Here is a 19115-nt window from a genome sequence, read left to right as displayed (position 1 = left end):
GATGCGTCGCGTCATCGGTTTGATATTCATCGGACTCGGGGCGTTTCTCATCGTTCTGGCACCGCTCGTGCGGTTCCAGGTGGCGACCGGTCTCATCGCCGCCCCCGCCGACCAGTACGGCATCAGCAAGCTGGAGGCCGTCGACGCCCAGTACTTCAGCCCCGGGGACCTGAAGGTGGTGAAGGGCGACCTTGACATTACCGTCACCACCAGGGGGGACGTTACCGCGGCCGAAGGCGACCGGGTCGTCTGGGAGGAGGCCACGGCGGTCAACGACGTCACCAACCAGAACCCCCTCATCTCGTTCAGCGAGCGTCGCAGCGCGTTCAACAAGTACACGGGCGAGGGCGTGAACTGCTGCAACGTCAACGTCGACAAGACCCCCGTGCAACTCCAGGGGCAGATCTACAAGTGGCCCTTCGACGTCGAGAAGAAGACGTACAGCGTGTTCAACGCGATCACCGGCAAGGCGTTCGACGCCAAGTTCGTCGGTGAGGAGCGGGTCGGAGGGCTCTCGGTATACCGGTTCGAGCAGGCCGTCCCGCCGACCAAGATCGACACCGTCACCGTCCCGGCCTCCATCCTCGGCATGGACGATCCCGGCGACGTGCAGGCGGACCGCGTCTACGACGGCGTCAACACCTTCTGGATCGAGCCGGCCACCGGCTCGCCGGTGCGGCAGGAACAGCGGCGCCACGACGTGCTCAAGACCTCGGACGGCGTCGAGCGCTCGCTCGCCTTCGCCGCCGACGTGAAGATGACCCAGAACACCGTGGACGACCTGGTCAAGAACGCGCTCGACAGCAGGAACAGCATCACGCTGCTCAAGACCATGATCCCGCTGGTGCTCCTGCTGATCGGCCTCGCCCTGGTCGTCACCGGCGCCCTGCTCGTGAGGCGCCGCAGGGACATGTGAGAGACCGGGGGCGCCGGGCCCTCGACGGGGAAGGTGTGGAGGGAGGCCGTGGGCACGTGCCCGCGGCCTCCCTTTTCCGTTCGCCGCGAACCTTGTGGACCATCGTTCCCTGGACGTGTCGCTGGAACATGTTCCATCGTTTTCCCCGCTTCATTACTCGCGAGTAGCTTAGGTTTTCCATCGAAAGAAAGGTTCTCCACTAGAACGCGTTGCAGTTAGTTTGACGCGGTCGTACAGTCGCAGCATGCGGACACGTGTTACCGACATGCTCGGGATTGAATTTCCGATCTTCGCGTTCAGCCACTGCCGTGACGTCGTCGCCGAGGTCAGTCGCGCGGGGGGGATGGGCGTGCTCGGCGCCCTCTACTTCACCCCCGAGGAGCTCGAGATGGAGCTCAAGTGGATCGACGACCACGTCGACGGCAAACCGTACGGCGTCGACGTGGTCATGCCCGCCTCGTACGCGGGCTCCGACCTCGGCGTCGACTCGCCCGAGGACCTCGTGGGACGGCTCCAGGGGATGATCCCCCAGGGCCACCGGGACTTCGTCGACGGCCTGCTCGCCTCCCACGGCGTGCCACCGCTCTCGGCCGACGCGGACGCGGGCAAGGTGCTGCTCGGCTGGACCGACGCCACCGCGCGCCCGCAGGTCGAGGTGGCCCTGCGGCACCCGATCGCACTGCTCGCCAACGCGCTGGGCCCGCCCCCCGCCGACGTGGTCGACCAGGCGCACGCCAAGGGGGTGAAGGTCGCCGCGCTCGCCTCCACCCCGCGGCACGCGATCAAACAGGTCGAGGTCGGGGTGGACATCGTCGTCGCCCAGGGCACCGAGGCGGGCGGGCACACCGGGGAGATCTCCACGATGGTCCTCATCCCGCAGGTCGTGGACGCCGTCGACGTCCCCGTACTGGCCGCGGGCGGCATCGGCGACGGCCGCCAGATGGCGGCCGGGCTCGCGCTCGGCGCCGAGGGCGTGTGGACGGGATCGATCTGGCTCGCCGTGGAGGAGGCCGACACCTCCGAGGTGGTCAAGCGCCGCATCCTGGGGGCGACCTCGCGCGACACCGTGCGCTCGCGGTCGTGGACCGGCAAGCCCGCCCGGCTGCTCAGGAACGAGTGGACCGACGCCTGGGAGTCCCAGGAGTCGCCCGGCACGCTCCCCATGCCGCTGCAGTTCATGCTGATCTCCGACGCGCTCCGCAGGATCGGCCGTTCCGACGCGACCGAGCTGGCGACCTTCCCGGCCGGGCAGATCATCGGCGCGATGAACCAGGTCAGGTCCACCAGGGACGTCGTCTTCGGCATGATCGAGCAGTACGTCGAGGCAATGGAACGATTGGGTCGCATTACCGGTGAGTAGGTAGCTCATGTCCGAAGGAATGGGCTAAGAACTCATCAGAGCCGATGAGTTTGGAGAATGATGGCGTCCCCGCAGGTCACCGACCATGTCACCGATCCCCCGACAGGACCTTCGCGGTCCTTTCCCGGGGGGCGGCGGGTGCTCGGCGCCGCGCTCGTCCTCATCGTGGTCCAGCTTGCCTGGCGGGCCGTGATCCTGCACCGGGGCGGCTTCTTCGGCGACGACCTCAACATGGTGGGCAGGGCCGCGGCCGAACCCTTCGGGCTCGACTACCTCTTCGGCGTCTACTCCGCGCACGTGATGCCGGTCGGGATGATCGCCAACACGGTCGTCACCTCGCTCGGCGCGTACGACTGGACGGTGACCGCGGCGGCGCTGCTGCTCTTCCAGCTCGCCGCCTCGCTCGCCGTGTACCGCATGCTGCGCGTGCTGTTCGGTGCCCGCTGGATGATCCTGGTGCCGCTGTCCCTCTACCTGTTCACACCGCTCGCCCTGCCCGCCTTCTACTGGTGGGCGGCGGCGGTCCAGGCCCTGCCGCTGCAGATCGCGATCGCGATGGCGGTCGCCTCGCACGTGACGTTCCTGCGCTCCGGGCGCGGCGTGGACGCGGTCGTGACCGGGCTGTGGTTCCTGTTCGGGCTCGGCTCCTTCCACCTCAAGGCCGTCTTCGCCATCCCCCTGCTGCTCGTCCTGGTCACCGTCCTGTACTTCCCCGTCCGTGAGCGCCTGCGCTCTCTGGCGACGGTGTTCGGCGCGTACGCGGTCATGGCGGGCGCCTACTCGATCCTGTTCCTCCTGCAGCTCGACCGCCTGCACGGCCAGGAGATCGGGGCGCCCTCCTCCGAGGTGGCCGGCCGGGCCATGGCGCGGATGCTGGGCGTCACCCTCCCGGTGCTCGCGGCCGGGGGACCCGGGCCCTGGTGGTACAAGTTCTACGCGGTGCCGCCGCAGGCGATGGTCGGCGCGGCCTGGGCGCTCATCGGGGTGGTCGTCGCCGTCACCCTGCTCCTCAGGCGGGGAGCGTGGAAGGCGTGGCTGATCCTCTGCCTCTACCCGCCCCTCCTCATGGTGCCGATCCTGGCCGGACGCTCCCTGGACCGGGCCCTGGGCGAGGAGGCCCGCTACCTCGCGGACGTGACCCCGGTGATCGCCCTCTGTCTGGGGCTGGCGATGCTCCCGCTGCTGGGCGAGGCGCGCCCGTACCGCTGGCGGATCCCGGCCCGCGTCGCCGGGACCGGCTGCGCGTTGCTGGCGATGACGGTCGCCGCCTTCTCCGTCTACTCCGCGCACAGATACGTGATGGGGACGGAGCCGGGGCGGGCCGAGATCCGCTCCTACCTCGCCTCGGTGCGGGCCACGCTCGCCTCCGCCCCGCCGGGCAGTGACATCTATCCCCAGCAGACGCCCTACGACCAGTTCGGCTTCGGGTACGGGGACGAAGGGCTCAGTCACCTCACCCTCAGCCCGCTCGCCCCGCCCGAACTCGCCGCCCTCATGCGCAACCCCCGGCCCGCCGTCGCCCCGCTCGTGCTCGACCCCACCGGGCGCCGCCTCGTCCCGGTCCGCCTCACCGGCCCCTACGTCGCCGCCCCCGGCGGCTGCTTCCCCCAGCTGGGCGGCACGATCTCGATCCCCCTCGCGCACAAGGGCGGCATGGTCGTCCTCGGCCTCGACTACCGCTCCACCGCCAGGACGGCGGCCTACGTGCAGGTGGGGGAGCAGGAGGTCGAGATCGTCCTCGAACGGGGAACCGGCAGGATCCACATCCCCTTCACCGCCCCCGGCGCCTCGGTACGGATGGAGGTCCTGTCCGCCGACACCCAGGTCTGCGTCATCGGCGGCCTCTTCGGTGGCCCGGTCCCGGGCTAGAGGACGGCTCCGAAGCCCGGTCGGTGATCGGTGGTGCGGTCGCGCCGGAGCGCGGCGTCCTCTTCTTTTGCCGCGAGAGGTATGACTTTTGCTGGTTTTCGGCATATACGTATGGGCAAGTGGAAAATCTTGCTTTAGATTACGGCCAGAGCGGCATTAACTCCTTCCCATCACAGCGAATCAGGTCCGGCATCCGCCATCCGATCAGTCACACCGGCGGTGCCGCATCCCCCCACGCCGCGCCGAAAAGCGGCCTCCTCACCGAGATGGAACGGTCATGCGGAAATCCCCCCTGTTATCCGTCTTACTGCTCACCGCGCTCTCATGGCTCGCCGTACCCGCTCAAGCACACGTGGCAGTGCCGCCACAGGTGCCGGGCGTCACCCTGCGCACCTACGACGTCCAGGTCGAACTGTCCAAGCTCTGCACGCTCAAGCCCGGTCAGACACCCAACGTGGACAAGCTGATGCCCACGATCGACTGGAGCTCCGACGCCGACTTCGGCCTGACCGACATGTTCGTCACCGAGGCGATCGGCAACATCTCCATCGCCACCGCGGGCACCTACGAGTTCCGGCTCACCAGCGACGACGGCTCTCGGCTGCGCATCGACGACACCGTCGTGATCACCAACGACGGGCGGCACGGGCCGATCGCCGTGGACGGCACGATCACCCTGACCACCGGCTACCACGCGTTGCGCGTCGACCACTTCGAGCACCTGTACGGCCAGCAGCTCAAGCTGGAGTGGAAACCACCGGGATCCTCGGGGTTCGCCCTCGTGCCGAACTCGGTGCTGAGCACGGACGCGGACGTGGTGCGGGTCACCGCCCCCGGGCGCAAGGAGTGCGAGAGCGGCGCCGACTCCCCGGGCGACGGGCTGCCGCTGGAGTCGGTACACCCCGACTTCACGCTCACCGACCTGCGACCGGAGGGTTTCCAGCCGCAGGTGACCGCGATGGACTGGCTGCCCGACGGCCGGTTGGCGGTCGCCACGTGGGGCGGCTCGGAAACCAAACTCGGCGAGGTCTACCTGCTCGACAACGTCACGGGCAAGACCTCACCCGCGCAGGTGACCACCAAGAAGATCGCCGGTGGGCTCCAGGAGCCCATGGGCATCAAGTACGTGGACGGCAAGCTCTACGTCTCGGAGAAGTCCCGGCTGGTGGAGCTGAACGACACCGACGGCGACGAGGTCGCCGACAACCTCAGGACCGTGGCGACCTGGCCGTTCGGCGGCAACTTCCACGAGTTCGCGTTCGGGCTGCTCTACCGTGACGGCCACTTCTACATCAACCTCTCCGTCGCCATCAACTACGGCGGCGCCACCACCGACCCGCAACCGGCGCCGGACAGGGGCACGACCATCAAGGTCGACAAGGCCACCGGCAAGGTCGAGTACGTCGCCGGCGGCCTGCGCACGCCCAACGGGATCGGCTGGGGTCCGAACGACGACCTGTTCGTCATGGACAACCAGGGCGGCTGGCTGCCCGCCTCGAAACTGGTGCACGTCAAGAAGGACCGGTTCTTCAACCACTACACCAACCCCGACGGCCGGTTCGACGACAACGTGGTGAGCGCGCCCGTGCTCTGGCTGCCGCACAACGAGATCGCCAATTCCCCCAGCACGCCACTGCTCATGAAGCAGGGCAGGTACGCGGGGCAGATGCTGTTCGGCGACGTCACCTACGGCGGGATCCAGCGCGGCTACCTGGAGAAGGTCAACGGCGAGTACCAGGGCGCGGTCTTCCGCTTCACCCAGGGCCTTGAGGCAGGGGTCAACCGGATCAGCCTGGGACCCGACGGCGCCGTCTACGCCGGAGGTCTCGGCGCCGGCGGAAACTGGGGCCAGCCGGGCAAGCTCACCTACGGACTGCAGAAGCTGACCCCGGGCGACGACAAGACCTTCGACATCCTGAAGATGCGCGCGATCGAGGGCGGCTTCGAGCTGCAGTACACCCAGCCGCTGTCGGCCGAGACCGCCGCGTCGCTGGCGGCGAGGTACCAGGCCACCCAGTGGCGGTACGCCGCGGCCTCCACCTACGGTGGCCCCAAGGTGGACGAGGAGCCGCTGACCGTCACCTCCGCGGACCTGAGCCCCAGCGGGAAGAAGGTCACGCTGAAGATCGCCGGTCTCAAGCCGGGGCGCGTGGTGCACCTGCGGTCGCCGCGCCCGTTCGGTTCGGCGTCGGGGCAGCCGCTGTGGAGCACCGAGGCCTGGTACACGCTCAACTCGATGATCGACGGTCCGGAGACGGACACCGTGTACGAGGCGGAGAGCGCCTCGCACAGCGGCGGCGCGAAGCTGAACACCGATCATCTGAGCTACTCGGGAAGCGGCTTCGTCGACGGTTACCAGGCCGTGGGAGCGGCCACGCAGTTCGCCGTGCACGCGGCCAGGGAGGGCACGTACCACGTCGGCCTGCGCTACTCCAACGGCCCGCACCCCGCGCCCGGCACCAAGTCCCTGAGCGTGTACGTCAACGGGACCAAGGTCAGGCAGGTGCCGCTGCCCACCACGGAGACCTGGGACCTGTGGGCCACCCGGGTCGAACCGCTCACGTTGAGGAAGGGCGCCAACCTCATCACCTACAGGTTCGACAGCGGTGACGTGGGCCACGTCAACCTGGACTCCATCACCGTGGCCGCGCAGCGGGTGTTCGAGGCCGAGAACGCCTCGCTGAGCGGTGGCGCGAAGGCGAACCAGAACCACCAGGGCTACACCTACAAGGGCTTCGTCGACGGCTACTGGAACCAGGGCGCGAGCACGTCGTTCTCCGTGTGGTCGGACTCGACCGGCACGCACAACGTGGGGCTCCGCTACGCGGCCGACGTCGGCAGGTCGTTGAGCGTGTACGTCAACGGAGAGAAGGTCAGGCAGGTGCGGCTGGCCGCCACCGGCGGCTGGGACGCCTGGGCCGTCCAGACGGAGCCGCTCAATCTGAACCGGGGCACGAACACGATCGCCTACAAGTACGACTCCGGCGACACGGGCAACGTCAACCTCGACCACATCACCGTGTCGAAGGCGCAGCGGATCACGCTGTTCGACGGGTCCAGCCTGGCGGCGTGGGAGAAACGGGCCGGCGGGGCGGCGACCTGGCCGATCGCGAACGGCTCCGTGGAGTCCTACGGCGGCGACATCCGTACCCGGCAGACGTTCGGCGACTTCAAGCTCCACGCCGAGTGGTACGAGCCGGACTACCCGCCGGACGTGACCGGGCAGCAGCGGGGCAACAGCGGCGTCTTCCTCCAGGAACGCTACGAGATCCAGGTCCTGGAGTCCTACGGTGACACCACGCCGGCCGCCAACGAGGCGGGTGCGATCTACAACAAGCGCGCGCCCGACCGCAACATGGCCACCGCCTCGGGAACGTGGCAGACCTACGACATCACCTTCCGCGCGGCCCGGTACACCGGCGCGGGAGTGAAGGTCGACGACGCGCGGGTCACGGTCGTCTGGAACGGCGTGGTGGTGCACGACGACGTGGCCGTCGACGGCGGCACGGGCGACCACATCCCGGAGAGCGCGGCGTCGGGCGGGATCCGCCTTCAGGACCACGGCGACGCCGGCGAGAACCCCCGCTTCCGCAACATATGGATCGAACCCGCCTCCTGACCTCATCCGCCCGGCAGGCCGTCCCGCTCTCCGCGCGGGGCGGCCTGCCCTTTGCGTGAGGCCACCCGCCGGGCCGTGAGCGCACCGCGACGCCCCCGTCCTCCCAGCCGTTCGTCCGGGAACCGGGCTCCGCCCGTGGCGGTGCCGTTCACGCCGGTCCGGGCCGTGCCGCCTTCCCGGCCAGCTCCTGGACACCCTTGAGGAGCCTGTCCACGTCGGACTCGTCGGTGTACGGCGCGATTCCGGCCCGGATGGCGCCGGTGTCGCCGAGGCCCAGGCGGCGGGAGCACTCCAGCGCGTAGAAGCTGCCCGCGGGGGCGTTGACGCCGCGTTCGGCCAGGAAGCGGTAGGCGTCGGCGGACCTGACGTGGTCGACGGAGAACAGGGTCGTGGGGGTGCGGGCGCGCGACGCCGCGCCGTAGAAGGTCACTCCGGCGATCTCGGCCAGCCCTGCGTCGAGCCGTTCGAGCAGGATCCTCTCGTGCTCCTCCAGCGCGCCCATCGAGCCTTCCAGGCGTTCGCGCCTGGTCCCCTCACCCGGTACGAGCCCGGCGAGGAAGTCGACCGCCGCCGTCGTGCCGGCGAGCAGCTCGTAGGGCAGCGTGCCCAGCTCGAAGCGTTCGGGCACCGCGTCGGTGGCGGGGAGCAGGTTGTCGGGGTGGACGCTCTCCAGCAGGCCGGGGTCGGCGGCGAGCACGCCCAGGTGGGGGCCGAGAAACTTGTACGGCGAGCAGGCGTAGAAGTCGGCGCCCAGCCGTCCGACGTCGACCAGGCTGTGCGGCGTCAGGTGCACGCCGTCGACGTAGAGCAGCGCCCCGGCCGCGTGCACCCGTTCGGCGATCGCCGGGATGTCCGGACGGGTGCCCAGCAGGTTCGACGCGGCCGTGACGGCCACCAGCCGGGTGCGCCCGCCGAGCAGGTGGGCGATCGTGTCGACGCTCAGCTCGCCGCTTTCCGGGTCGAAGTCGGCCCGGCGTACCGTGACCCCGCGCGCCTCGGCGGCATGCACCCAGGGCCGGATGTTCGCGTCGTGGTCCAGGGTGGTGACCACGACCTCGTCACCGGGTCCCCACTCCTTGGCGAGCGCGCGGGCCATGTCGTAGGTGAGCTGCGTCATGCTCCGGCCGAACACGACGCCGCCCGGGGTGGCGCCGAGCAGGTCGGCCATCGCCTGGCGCGCCCCGGTCACGATCCCGTCGGCGCGCCGCTCGGCGGCGGTCTCGGCCCCCCGGTTGGAGACGGCGGCCCGCAGCGCACCGGCCACGGCCTCCGCGACCGGCTCGGGCACCTGCGACCCCCCGGGTCCGTCGAAGTGCGCCGCACCCTCGTCCAACGCGGGAAAGCGCGCTCGTACAGCCGCCACGTCGTATGCCACAAAACCTCCAGGACCGCTGCCGGCCATCGGTGTTCTTGTCAGGCGTCCCCATTGGAGCGGAACGTGGCCAGAGTACTTCGTCAGGTTGATTTGGATAGGTGGTGTTCTGGCTGGGGCGGGCCGGGATATCGCGGTGGCAGGTGGGGGACGCGCTGGTCCACGCGTGGACGAGGGCTTGGAGCGTGGACAGCACCCGGGTCATTCGCCCCGGTAGGAGGGTGGGCGCTTCTCGCGGAAGGCGCGGGAGCCCTCCTTGGCGTCCTGGGAGCCGATGACCGGCCAGCCGACGGCGTCGGAGACCTTCAACGCCTCGGCCTCGGGCAGGCCCAGGGTCTCGCGGTAGGCGCGGAGGATGGCCTGGACGGCGAGGGGGCCGCACTCGGCGATCTGGGCGGCGATCTCCAGGGCGGTCGTGAGTGCCTCCCCGTCGGGGACGACCCGGTTGACCAGGCCCATGGCCAGCGCCTCCCGCGCGGTGACGGCGCGGCCGGTGAGCAGGATGTCCATCGCGAAGGCGTACGGGATCTGGCGGGGCAGGCGGATCGCGGAGCCGCCCATGGGGAAGAGGGCGCGGCGGGCCTCGAACAGGCCGAGGGTGGCGGACTCGGCGACCACCCTCATGTCGGTGCCGACGAGCAGTTCGGTGCCCCCGGCCACGGCGTACCCCTCGACCGCGCAGACGATCGGCTTCGTCGGCAGCGCGCCGGAGTCGCGGAGCAGGCCCTTCCAGTGGAAGTCGGGGATGGCCGCGGCGCGCTCCCTGACCCGGGCGTCCTGCGAAGGGGTGCCCATCGCCTTCAGGTCGGCGCCCGCGCAGAACGTCCCGTGCGCGCCGGTGAGGACGGCGACGCGGACCTCGGGCTCCTCGGAGACGTACGCCCAGGCGTCGGCCAGGCCGACCAGCATGTCGGTGGAGAGCGCGTTCCTCGCCTCCGGCCGGTCCATGGTGACGACCACGACGTGACCGTCACGCTCGATCCGGCAGTGCGGTGTGCTGATCGGCAGGAGTTCCACGGGACGACCTCCGTTGGTTCAACCAGGTGCCTGGTGGGGGAAATTCTGGACGCGTGCCGGCTCCCGCGCGGTGTGGCCGCCCGGGGACCGTTCGCTCCCGTGCGGGGGTGGGAACGAGGTCTCGGCGACGCCGGGAGGGACGTCTCCGAGGAGGGGCGATCTCACGCGGAAAGAGTGGGGCCTGTGCTGGGTCAAGCGCTTGCTAGGCGCACCTCCCGAGGTTAGTCTGCCCATGCGCACAAGAACAGATTCTTGTTCTATATACCCCGTTCCGCCAGGGCTTGTCGCGATAAAGAGAACGTGATGCACTTCGGTGTACCGGGGCCTTTCCAGCGAAAGGATGTCCGATGGGTACGCTCGGTTTCTGGAGACTGGCGCAGGCGGACCCCGACTGGGTGGCCGCCGTCGACCCGGACGGCGCGGAACATCGCGCCGGTGACCTCCTCGCCCGTGCCAACCGTCTCGTCCACGGCCTGAGAGAGCTCGGCCTCCAGGCGGGCGACGGCATCTGCGGCCTCGTGCCCAACGGCTCCGACGGGCTCGTCCTCTATCTCGCCGCCCTGCAGGCCGGCTGGTACTACACGCCGATCAACTGGCACCTCACCGGCCCCGAGATCGGCTACATCGTCGCCGACAGCGAGGCGCGGGCCTTCTTCGTCGACGAGCGGTACGCCGAGGAGGGCCTGCGCGGCGCCGCCGAGTCGGGCATCGCCCCCGAGCGGGTCTTCGCGTTCGGGCGGGTGGAGGGCGTGCGGCCCGTCTCCGAGCTGACCGAGGGGCGCCCTGACACCGCACCCGCCGACCGTACGGCGGGCGCCACCATGCACTACACCTCCGGCACCACCGGCAGGCCCAAGGGGGTACGGCGCCCGCTCAGCGGCATGGACCCGGACGACGCCGCCGAGCTGATGACGTTCCTGCTCACCCTGTTCGGCATCACCCCCGGCAAGGAGAACGTCCACCTCGTCACCTCGCCGAACTACCACACCGCCGTCACCCAGTTCGGGGGGACGGCCCTGCACATGGGGCACACGCTCGTCTACATGGACAAATGGGACGCCGAGGAGACGCTCCGGCTCTGCGAGAGGTACCGCGTCACCAACTCGCACCTCGTCCCCACCCACTTCAAGCGCCTGCTCGCCCTCCCCGCCGACGTGAGGTCGAAGTACGACCTCTCCTCCCTGCGGTGGATGATCCACGCCGCGGCCCCGTGCCCGGTCCCCGTCAAGTGGGCGATGCTGGAGTGGTGGGGTGACTGCGTCTACGAGTACTACGCGGCCACCGAGGGCGGCGGCACCATCGCCACCCCGCAGGACTGGAGGAGCCACCCCGGCACCGTCGGCACCGCCTGGCCGATCAGCGAGCTGCTCATCGTGGACGAGAACCTGGAGCCCGTGCCGGCGGGGACCCCCGGAACCGTCTACATGAAGATGCGGGGCCTCAGCTTCGAGTACAAGGGCGACCCGGCGAAGACCGAGGCCAACCGGCTGCGCGACCACTTCACCGTCGGCGACATCGGCTACCTGGACGAGGACGGCTTCCTCTTCCTCTGCGACCGCAAGGCCGACATGATCATCTCCGGCGGGGCGAACATCTACCCCGCCGAGATCGAGAACGAGCTGATGGTCCACCCCAAGGTCGCGGACGTGGCCGTGTTCGGCATCCCCGACGAGGAGTGGGGCGAGCAGATCAAGGCCGTGGTCGAGCCCGCGCCCGGCGTCGCACCCTCGCCCGAGCTCGCCGCCGAGCTCGTCGAGTCGCTGAGGGGCCGCCTGTCGACGATGAAGTGGCCGAGATCCGTCGACTTCGTCACGGAGATGCCCCGCGAGCCCAACGGCAAGCTCCTCAAACGCAAGCTGCGTGACCCGTACTGGAAGGGACGCGAACGTGCCATCTAGCGAAGACCCTCCGGCGCCGCTGCGGGCACGGCACGTACTGGAGTTCCCCGGCGGATACACGCGCACGACGGGACCGGTGATCGGGCGCTTCCTCACCGAACTGCGCGACGGGCGGCTCTTCGGGGTCCGCACGGCGGCGGGACGCACGCTGGTGCCGCCGCTGGAGTACGACCCCGAGACCGGCGACGCGGTGACCGAGGAGTTCGTCGAGGTCGGCCCCGCGGGCACCGTGGAGAGCTGGGCCTGGGTGACCGTCCCCAGGAAGGGCCACCCGCTGGACCGGCCGTTCGCCTGGGCCCTCATCCGGCTGGACGGCGCCGACACCTCGCTGGTGCACGCGGTGGACGCCGGAGATGTCAGGGCGATGCGCCCGGGGCTGCGGGTGCGCCCCCGCTGGCGGGCCGAGCGCACCGGCCACATCACCGACATCGAGAGCTTCGTCCCCGAGGTCACCAGGATCGTCTCCGAGGTCCGCGCCGAGTACACGGTCACGCCGGGGCTCGCGTTGCGCCGCTTCCTGGAGGGGGTCGCCGAGGGCGTCCTCATCGGCTGCCGGTGCGGCACCTGCCACAAGGTCTACGTGCCCTACCGGCTCTCCTGTCCCGAGTGCGGGGTCTCGATCACCGAGGAGGTGGTCGTCCCGGACACCGGCACGATCACCACCTTCGCCATCAACAACCTGCCCGACCCACGGGCCCCCGAGGTGCCGTTCGTCTCGGCGTACATCCAGCTCGACGGCACCGACATCCCGATGATCGCCCTGGTCGGCGGGATCGCGGCCCACGAGGTGCGCCAGGGCATGCGGGTGCGGGCCGTCTGGGTGCCGCAGGAGGAGCGGACGATGTCCATGTCGAACATCAAGTGGTTCGCCCCCACCGGCGAGCCGGACGTGGAGCTGTAGATGCGGGAGATAGCGGTCGTCGCGTTCGCGCAGACCCGGCACAGCGCCGTCGACGAGGGACAGAGCGAGGCCGAGCTCATCCTGCCCCCGCTGGAGGAGGTGAGGGCCGCGACCGGGCTGCGCAGGTTCGGCTTCACCTGCTCGGGGTCGTGCGACTACCTGGCGGGCGCGCCGTTCTCGTTCGTCTCCGCGCTCGACGCGCTCGGCGCCTGGCCGCCGATCTCGGAGAGCCACGTCGAGATGGACGCCGCCTGGGCGCTGTACGAGGCGTGGGTCAGGCTCCAGCACGGCGACGTCGACTCGGCCCTGGTCTACGGCTTCGGCAAGTCCTCCCAGGGGGACCTTCGGGAGATCATGACGCTCCAGCTGGACCCGTACTACCTGGCCCCCCTCGGGCTGGACCAGGTCTCCTTCGCCGCGCTGCAGGCGTCGGCCACCGGGGCGAAACGGGCCGAACTCGACGAGATCGTGCGGCGCAGCCGGGCCGACGGGAGGGCGAACCTCTACGCCCTCGACCTGCCGGACCCCTCGGGCGAGGACGCGGAGGTCGCGCCGCTGCGGCCGTACGACGTCGCCCCGATCACCGACGGCGCCGCCGCGGTGGTGCTGGCGGCCGGGGACCTGGCCAGGGAGCTGTGCGAGCGGCCCGCGTGGATAACGGGGATCGCCCACCGCATCGAGCCGCACTACCTGGGCATGAGGGACCTCGCCCGGTCGGCCTCCGCCGCCGACGCCGCACGCGCGGCGGGGGCCGGCAAGGGTGACGTCGACGTGGCCGAGCTGCACGTCCAGTTCAGCCACGAGGAGCTCATCCTGCGCGAGGCGCTGGAACTCGGCGAGGGCACGCGCGTCAACCCGAGCGGCGGCCCCCTCGCCGCGAACCCGGTCATGGCCACCGGCCTCATCAGGATCGGCGAGGCGGCCGCCCGGATCATGGACGGCACCGCGAGCCGCGTCCTCGGGCATGCCACGAGCGGACCCTGTCTCCAGCACAACCTCGTCACCGTGATGGAGGTATGAGGTGGAGCGAACCCGGCGCAGTGAGCGGAGTGGGCCGCGCGGCGGAGCAAGCGGTCCGCGTAGCGAGCGAGGAGCGGTGAGCGACCATCATGAGTAACCCCTGCGCGGTCATCGGTGTCGGCCAGACCCACTACACGACCAAGCGACGCGACGTCTCCCTCGCCGGGCTGGTCCGCGAGGCGGCCCTGCGCGCGCTCCAGGACGCGGGCCTGACCTGGAAGGACATCGACGCGGTCGTCATCGGCAAGGCCCCCGATCTGTTCGAGGGCGTGATGATGCCCGAGGCGTACCTCGCCGACGCGCTGGGCGCCGCGGGCAAGCCGATGATGCGGGTCCACACGGCGGGCTCGGTCGGCGGGTCCACCGCGCTCGTCGGCGCCTCGCTCATCCAGGGCGGCGTGCACGACCGGGTGCTGGTGGTGGCGTTCGAGAAGCAGTCGGAGTCCAACGCGACCTGGGCCCTGTCCACCCACCTGCCGTTCAGCGCCTCGCTCGTCGTCGGTGCGGGAGGCTACTTCGCCCCGCACATCCGCGAGTACATCCGCCGCTCCGGCGCCCCCGAGCACATCGGCCACCTGGTGGCCGTCAAGGACCGGCGCAACGCGCTGAAGAACCCGTACGCCCACCTGAGGATCCCCGGCATCGACCGCAAGATGGTCGAGTCGACCCCGATGCTCTGGGAGCCGATCCGCTACCTCGACACCTGCCCGTCCTCCGACGGCGCCTGCGCGATGGTGCTGGCCGCGCAGGACAAGCTCACCGACAGCACCCCCGCCTGGGTGCTCGGCGCGGCGACCCGCTCCGAGCCGATCTTCCGCGCCGGTCGCGACACCGTGAACCCGCAGGGCGGCAAGGACTGCGCGGCCGACGTCTACCGGCAGGCCGGGATCACGGACCCGCGCAGGGAGATCGACGTGGCGGAGGTGTACGTGCCCTTCTCCTGGTACGAGCCGATGTGGCTGGAGAACCTCGGCTTCGCCGCCGAGGGGGAGGGCTGGAAGCTCACCGAGTCCGGAGCGACCGCTCTGGACGGCGACATCCCGTGGAACGCCTCGGGCGGGGTGCTGTCGAGCAACCCGATCGGCGCCTCGGGGCTGATCCGGTTCGCCGAGGCGGCGCTCCAGGTGAGAGGGATGGCGGGGGAGCACCAGGTGGACGGCGCCCGGCGGGCGCTCGGGCACGCCTACGGGGGCGGCGCGCAGTTCTTCGCGATGTGGATGGTCGGCAGCGACAAACCCTGATCCCCCAGGAGGGGTGCGAATGGAGTTCAACCACGCGGATCTGTTCGAAGGACTCGCCGACGCGATCGGGGACCGCACGGCCGTCGTCTGCGGCGACCGCCGCGTGACCTACGCCGAGCTGGACGCGCACGCCAACCGGCTCGCCCACTTCCTGGAGAGCAGGGGAGTGCGCGCCGGGCAGCACGTCGGAATACACCTCTACAACGGCATCGAGTACGTGGCGGGACTGCTCGCCACCCTCAAGATCCGCGCCGTGCCGGTCAACGTGAACTACCGCTACGTCGAGGCGGAGCTGCTCTATCTCTACCGGGACTCCGACATCGTCGCCCTGCTGTTCGACGTGGAGTTCGACGCCCGGGTGGCGGCGACGGCCCCCGACGCCCCCGCCCTGCGACACCTGATCGCCGTGGGAGGGCCGTCCCAGGTCGAGGGCGCGGTGCCGTACGAGGAGGCGCTCGCCGGGCAGCCGGAGACGCGCGGATTCCCCGAACGCTCAGGCGACGACCTCTACATCATCTACACCGGTGGCACGACCGGCATGCCCAAGGGCGTGATGTGGCGTACCGAGGATCTGTTCTTCGCCTTCGGCGGCGGCAACCCCTACGGCGAGCCGCGCGCCACCCCCGGCGAGGTGATCGAGGCGGCCTCGGCCGCGGGCGGGATGACCATGATGGCCGCGGCGCCGCTGATGCACGGCGCCGCCCAGATGGGCACCTTCATCACCTGGTGCATGGGCGGCACGATCGCGTACGTCCGCAGGTTCGACGCGGCCGAGGTGCTGCGGACGATCGAGCGGGAGAGGGTCCTCACGCTCAACATCACCGGGGACGCGATGGCCCGCCCGCTCGCCGACGAGATCGCCGGCGGCGGCTACGACCTGTCCTCGCTGTTCGCGCTGAGCTCCACTGGCGCGATCCTCAGCGGTTCGGTACGCGAACGGCTGGAGGAGCTGCTGCCCGGCAAGATGATCATCGACAGCTTCGGATCCACCGAGTCCGGCTACACCGCCTCGGCGGTTCCCGGATCCTCCCCCGAGTCCGGGCTGCGCTACCAGGCGAACCCGCACGCTGGCCTCGCCGTGCTCAACGAGTCGCTGGAACCGGTCAAGCCAGGCTCTGACGAGCTGGGCACCGTGGCCAGGAGCGGCCGGATCGCCTCCGGCTACTACAAGGACGAGGCCAAGACGGCCCGCACCTTCGTGACGGACAAGGACGGGGTCCGCTGGCTGCTCACCGGAGACATGGCCAAGGTCGAGGAGGACGGCACCATCGCGGTCTTCGGCCGGGGCTCCGCGTGCATCAACACCGGCGGGGAGAAGGTCTTCCCCGAGGAGGTCGAGGCGGTGCTCAAGGGCCATCCGGCGGTCTTCGACGCGGTCGTGACCGGCATCCCGGACGAGCGGTGGGGTACCCGCGTCGCGGCGGTGATCGAGCCGCGTCCCGGCACGGCGCCGACGGCCGAGGAACTCGACGCCCACTGCCGGGAGAAGATCTCCGGCTACAAGGTGCCCAGGACCTTCGCCTTCGTCGACGAGATGGTCCGCTCCCCGGCGGGCAAGGCCGACTACCGCTGGGCCAGGACGACCGCCGAGGCCGCCCGTTCCTGACGGTTTCACCGGGGCACCCCTCCCGCACGTCACCGGCCCTCCTGGCCGGAGGCCGTCAGGACGTCGTCCTGTTCGTCGCCGGGGGCCGCTGGACGGGCTGGGCTGTCGTACTGCCGGAAGCGCGGCGTGGACCCGCCGGGCACAAGATCACTGCGTGGCTGCGGTGAAAGATTCAGCAGGGGGGCGCTGGGGCTGTCTCGGCCGTATCGCTCGACGAGCGCGTTGCCGATCAAGGTGAGGTGGTCTCGCACACCAGGCGGGCCGGTCACTTCGAGCCATTCGACCAGTCCGGCGAGCTCGCCCGCGAGCGCGTACTCGTTGTAGCCGCGGATCACGACCTCGATGCGGCCGTCGACCGTGGAACCTCCAACCTCAAGCCGGTCCCCGAGCGTCATTCGGAGCTTGCCGATCCCTTCGGGAGTGCACACGGCCTGGATTTCGAGGGGTGTTCGCCTTCGGTCGACTTCGTCGGCGATCTCCCTCCAGCTCTCGGCAAGGTCGAACCCCTCGGGTCGGTGCACGGGATCGTCGGTCGGCTCGACGGATGACACGCGATCGATCCGGAACGTCCGCCGACCGGCGTCGGTGTTGGTGACGAGGTACCACGTCGGTCCTTTGGCGACGATGCCCAGCGGGTGGACGGTTCTCTCGGTTTCGGTGCCTTCGCGGTCGACGTAGCCGAGCCGCACCTGGACGCCGCGGATCACCGCGTCCTGGAGTTCGTCGAGGAAGCGAGGTGGCCGGTGCTCGACCCGGCTCGCCCCCCATCGTTGCGGGTCCATGACCAACGACGACGCCGCCGCCTCGGCCTGCACCCGGAAGGGCTCCGGCAGGGCATGGACGAGCTTGCGCAGAGCCGCTTTCACGGCCGGCGTCGCAGCCGAGACCGGGCTGGCAACCAGGAACAGGGCACGGGTCTCACTCGCGGTCAACCCGGACAGGTCGGTGCGGGCGCCGCCCACGAGGCGCCAGCCGCCGCTTCGGCCCTGCATGGAGTACACCGGCACCCCGGCCATGGCCAGGGCGTCGAGGTCGCGGCGGGCGGTGCGCTCGGAGACCTCCAGCTCTCGGGCGACCTCTGCCGCCGTCACCTGCTCGCGCCGTTGCAGCAAGAGGAGGATGGCCACCAGCCGGTCGGTTCGCACGCCGACAACACTTTCACGTAAAACCGGTCATGGGGTGACCGGTTTCGGTTGGCAGGATGGCGGCATCACCTCACCGACGAGGTCGACCACAAGCGAACACCCCCGGCCCGTCAGGGGTGCGCCGACGTCATCTCCGGGAACCTTCGTCGCCCGATCACCCCGAAAATACAGAGGAAACGCGATGCCCAATCCAACCGATTTCCCCAAGCCCACCCTTGTTCCGGTCAACGGTGTGGAACTCGAAGTCTTCGAGGCGGGCCGAGAAAACGCGGAAAAACCCATCGTGCTCTGCCACGGCTGGCCGGAGCACGCCTTCTCCTGGCGGCACCAGATGCCCGTCCTCGCCGCCGCCGGCTACCACGTCATCGCACCGAACCAGCGGGGTTACGGCAACTCGTCCCGCCCGGCCGAAGTGACGGACTACGACATCGAACACCTGTCGGGTGACCTCGTCGCACTCCTCGACCACTATGGATACGAAGACGCCGTCTTCGTCGGCCATGACTGGGGTGCGTTCGTCGTCTGGGGACTGACCCTGTTGCACCCCGACCGGGTGAACAAGGTGATCAACCTGAGCCTGCCCTACCCCGAGCGCGGAGAGAGGCCCTGGATCGAGTCCATGGAGGACATGCTCGGCGGCGACTTCTACTTCGTCCACTTCAATCGACAGCCGGGTGTCGCGGACGCCGTGTTCGAAGACAACACATTCCAGTTCCTCCGCAACCTGTACCGGAAGAACGAGCCCCCCAGAGAGCCTCAGCCGGGCATGGCGCTGATCGATCTCGCCAGAGCGGAAACACCACTCGGTGAGCCGATCATGAGCGACGGCGAACTGGCCGTCCTCGTCTCCGCCTTCGAATCATCGGGATTCACGGGCGGCATCAACTGGTACAGGAACCTCGACCGCAACTGGCATCTGCTGGCGGACGTGGACCCGATCATCCGACAGCCCGCACTCATGATCTATGGCGACAGGGATCTGGTCGCACGGGGTGCGAACCTGGCGGAGTTCGTGCCCAACGTGGAGGTGGTCAGCTTTGATTGCGGCCACTGGATCCAGCAGGAGAAGCCGGAGGAAACGAACCAGGCGATTGTGAAGTGGCTGGAACAGCAGGACGCCACCTGACCGCGATATGACAGGCCGACCTCCG

13 protein-coding genes are annotated in these 19115 nt (G+C 69.7%); 10 read left to right on the top strand and 3 right to left on the bottom strand.

Translation table 11 applies throughout. The features are described 5' to 3' along the window. Position 1 precedes the first annotated feature (1 nt). The 4 genes from ACFY3D_RS29425 to ACFY3D_RS29410 all read left to right on the top strand — a co-directional run bounded on the left by ACFY3D_RS29425 (position 2) and on the right by ACFY3D_RS29410 (position 7764). Positions 2–916, top strand: a complete 915-nt coding sequence (locus ACFY3D_RS29425; RefSeq protein WP_389985202.1) for a DUF3068 domain-containing protein — start codon at positions 2–4, stop codon at positions 914–916. Positions 917–1160: 244 nt separating this feature from the next. After that, positions 1161–2276 carry a nitronate monooxygenase family protein gene (locus tag ACFY3D_RS29420; protein ID WP_362504135.1) on the top strand — a complete coding sequence of 372 codons (1116 nt, stop codon included), beginning with the start codon at positions 1161–1163 and terminating at the stop codon, positions 2274–2276. A gap of 57 nt (positions 2277–2333) precedes the next feature. Beyond that, positions 2334–4145 carry a hypothetical protein gene (locus ACFY3D_RS29415; protein ID WP_389985199.1) on the top strand — a complete coding sequence of 604 codons (1812 nt, stop codon included), beginning with the start codon at positions 2334–2336 and terminating at the stop codon, positions 4143–4145. Positions 4146–4422: 277 nt separating this feature from the next. Continuing rightward, positions 4423–7764 (top strand): family 16 glycoside hydrolase, encoded by a 3342-nt coding sequence (locus ACFY3D_RS29410; RefSeq protein WP_389985196.1) that lies wholly within the window; start codon positions 4423–4425, stop codon positions 7762–7764. A 148-nt stretch (positions 7765–7912) separates the two neighbouring features. Here the strand turns inward: ACFY3D_RS29410 and ACFY3D_RS29405 are convergent, their stop codons facing one another. Together ACFY3D_RS29405 and ACFY3D_RS29400 are read right to left on the bottom strand one after the other, a co-directional pair. Beyond that, entirely contained in the window at positions 7913–9139 is a 1227-nt protein-coding gene (locus tag ACFY3D_RS29405) for a cysteine desulfurase-like protein (protein WP_389985193.1), read from the bottom strand. A 198-nt stretch (positions 9140–9337) separates the two neighbouring features. Then, complete coding sequence (locus tag ACFY3D_RS29400; RefSeq protein ID WP_389985191.1) at positions 9338–10153, bottom strand: crotonase/enoyl-CoA hydratase family protein; 816 nt, start codon at positions 10151–10153, stop codon at positions 9338–9340. Positions 10154–10500: 347 nt separating this feature from the next. On the opposite strand from ACFY3D_RS29400, the gene ACFY3D_RS29395 reads away from it, so the two are divergent. The 5 genes from ACFY3D_RS29395 (at position 10501) to ACFY3D_RS29375 (ending at position 16819) form a co-directional block, all read left to right on the top strand. Beyond that, positions 10501–12051 carry an acyl-CoA synthetase gene (locus ACFY3D_RS29395; RefSeq protein ID WP_389985189.1) on the top strand — a complete coding sequence of 517 codons (1551 nt, stop codon included), beginning with the start codon at positions 10501–10503 and terminating at the stop codon, positions 12049–12051. Continuing rightward, on the top strand, positions 12041–12952 hold the full coding sequence (locus ACFY3D_RS29390) for an OB-fold domain-containing protein (protein ID WP_350946553.1): 912 nt from the start codon (positions 12041–12043) through the stop codon (positions 12950–12952). Before ACFY3D_RS29395 ends, ACFY3D_RS29390 begins: the two co-directional genes overlap by 11 nt. Next, positions 12953–13972: a thiolase domain-containing protein gene (locus tag ACFY3D_RS29385; protein WP_389985187.1), complete on the top strand. Its 1020-nt coding sequence runs from the start codon at positions 12953–12955 to the stop codon at positions 13970–13972. Between the two features lie 89 nt (positions 13973–14061). Continuing rightward, on the top strand, positions 14062–15213 hold the full coding sequence (locus tag ACFY3D_RS29380) for a thiolase domain-containing protein (protein ID WP_389985184.1): 1152 nt from the start codon (positions 14062–14064) through the stop codon (positions 15211–15213). A 19-nt stretch (positions 15214–15232) separates the two neighbouring features. Next, complete coding sequence (locus ACFY3D_RS29375) at positions 15233–16819, top strand: acyl-CoA synthetase (RefSeq protein ID WP_389985181.1); 1587 nt, start codon at positions 15233–15235, stop codon at positions 16817–16819. Between the two features lie 29 nt (positions 16820–16848). Here ACFY3D_RS29375 and ACFY3D_RS29370 read toward each other — a convergent pair whose 3' ends face one another. Further along, a complete protein-coding gene (locus tag ACFY3D_RS29370; RefSeq protein WP_389985178.1) occupies positions 16849–17946 on the bottom strand; it encodes a helix-turn-helix transcriptional regulator in 1098 nt (365 codons plus the stop codon). On the opposite strand from ACFY3D_RS29370, the gene ACFY3D_RS29365 reads away from it, so the two are divergent. After that, on the top strand, positions 17939–19090 hold the full coding sequence (locus ACFY3D_RS29365) for an alpha/beta fold hydrolase (protein WP_389985175.1): 1152 nt from the start codon (positions 17939–17941) through the stop codon (positions 19088–19090). The genes ACFY3D_RS29370 and ACFY3D_RS29365 overlap by 8 nt on opposite strands. The last annotated feature ends 25 nt before the right edge of the window (positions 19091–19115 follow it).

Source organism: Streptosporangium sp. NPDC000509 (assembly GCF_042898365.1).
In the GTDB taxonomy this organism is placed as follows: Bacteria; Actinomycetota; Actinomycetes; order Streptosporangiales; family Streptosporangiaceae; genus Streptosporangium.
Note: the sequence above shows the minus strand (reverse complement) of the source record. Positions and strands in the feature narration are given on the sequence as shown.